The following is a 1,179-nucleotide window of genomic DNA, read 5'->3' on the forward strand; positions in this document are numbered from 1 at the left end:
CGAGCTGCCGCTCCAGGCCATCGCCGACTTCCTGGGCGTCCCGCACGAGGACCGCAAGAAGATCTTCGAGTGGTCCAACTCGATGATGGGCTACGACGACCCGGACAACACCTCCGACCCGGCCACCGCGTCGATGGAACTCCTCGTCTACTTCGACGCACTCGCCAACGAGCGTCGCGCCAACCCGCAGGACGACATCGTCACCAAGCTCGTCAGCGTCGGCCAGGACGACGACCACGGCGCGCTCACCAACGACGAGTTCGGCTTCTTCGTCATCCTGCTGGCCGTGGCCGGCAACGAGACGACCCGCAACGCGATCAGCCACGGCATGCACGCGTTCTTCCAGCACCCCGACCAGTGGGAGCTGTGGAAGAAGGAGCGCCCCGACACGATGATCGACGAGATCATCCGCTGGTCGACGCCGGTCACGGTGTTCCAGCGCACGGCCAAGAACGACGTCGTCGTTGCCGGCCAGGAGGTCAAGAAGGGTGCCCGGGTCGGGATCTTCTACGCCTCGGCGAACTTCGACGAGACCGTCTTCGACGACCCGTTCACCTTCGACATCACCCGCGAGAAGAACCCGCACGTCGCGTTCGGTGGCCACGGCGCCCACTACTGCATCGGCGCCAACCTGGCCCGCATGGAGATCAAGCTGATCTTCGATGCGCTCGCCGACCTGGCGCCCAACATTCAGCTGGCCGAGGAGCCGAAGCGCCTGCGCTCCGGCTGGCTCAACGCGATCAAGGAGATGCAGGTCAAGTACGCCTGAGGTCCCTTCAGCGCAGCTTCAGGGTGGTTCCACGACAATGGGACCGCCCTGATCTGCATTTCGCCACCGGAGGTTGCCATGCGTGTTCTCGTCGTCGACGACGAGCAACGGCTCGCGCGATCCCTGAAGCTGGGGCTGGAGGCCGAGGGATTCGCCGTCGATGTCGTCCACGACGGGACCGACGGCCTGTGGATGGCCCGGGAGAACGAGTACGCCGCGATCGTCCTCGACCTGATGCTGCCCGGGATCAACGGCTACAAGGTGTGCGAGACCCTGCGCGCGGAGAAGAACTGGACGCCGATCCTGATGCTCACCGCGAAGGACGGCGAATGGGACCAGGTCGAGGGCCTCGACACCGGTGCGGATGACTACCTCACCAAGCCATTCTCGTTCCCGGTACTGGTGGCCCG

2 protein-coding genes are annotated in these 1,179 nt (G+C 65.1%); both read left to right on the top strand.

Annotation, left to right across the window (positions count from 1 at the left end):
• Positions 1-769, top strand: a 769-nt coding sequence (locus tag ACOADB_RS25670) for a cytochrome P450 (RefSeq protein WP_378605611.1), incomplete at its 5' end; no start/stop codon positions are given.
• 78 nt (positions 770-847) lie between these two features.
• Positions 848-1,179 (top strand): response regulator (locus ACOADB_RS25675; RefSeq protein WP_378605678.1); only part of this gene is annotated, 332 nt, incomplete at its 3' end.

Source organism: Nocardioides sp. CPCC 206348 (assembly GCF_048654705.1).
Lineage (GTDB): Bacteria > Actinomycetota > Actinomycetes > Propionibacteriales > Nocardioidaceae > Nocardioides.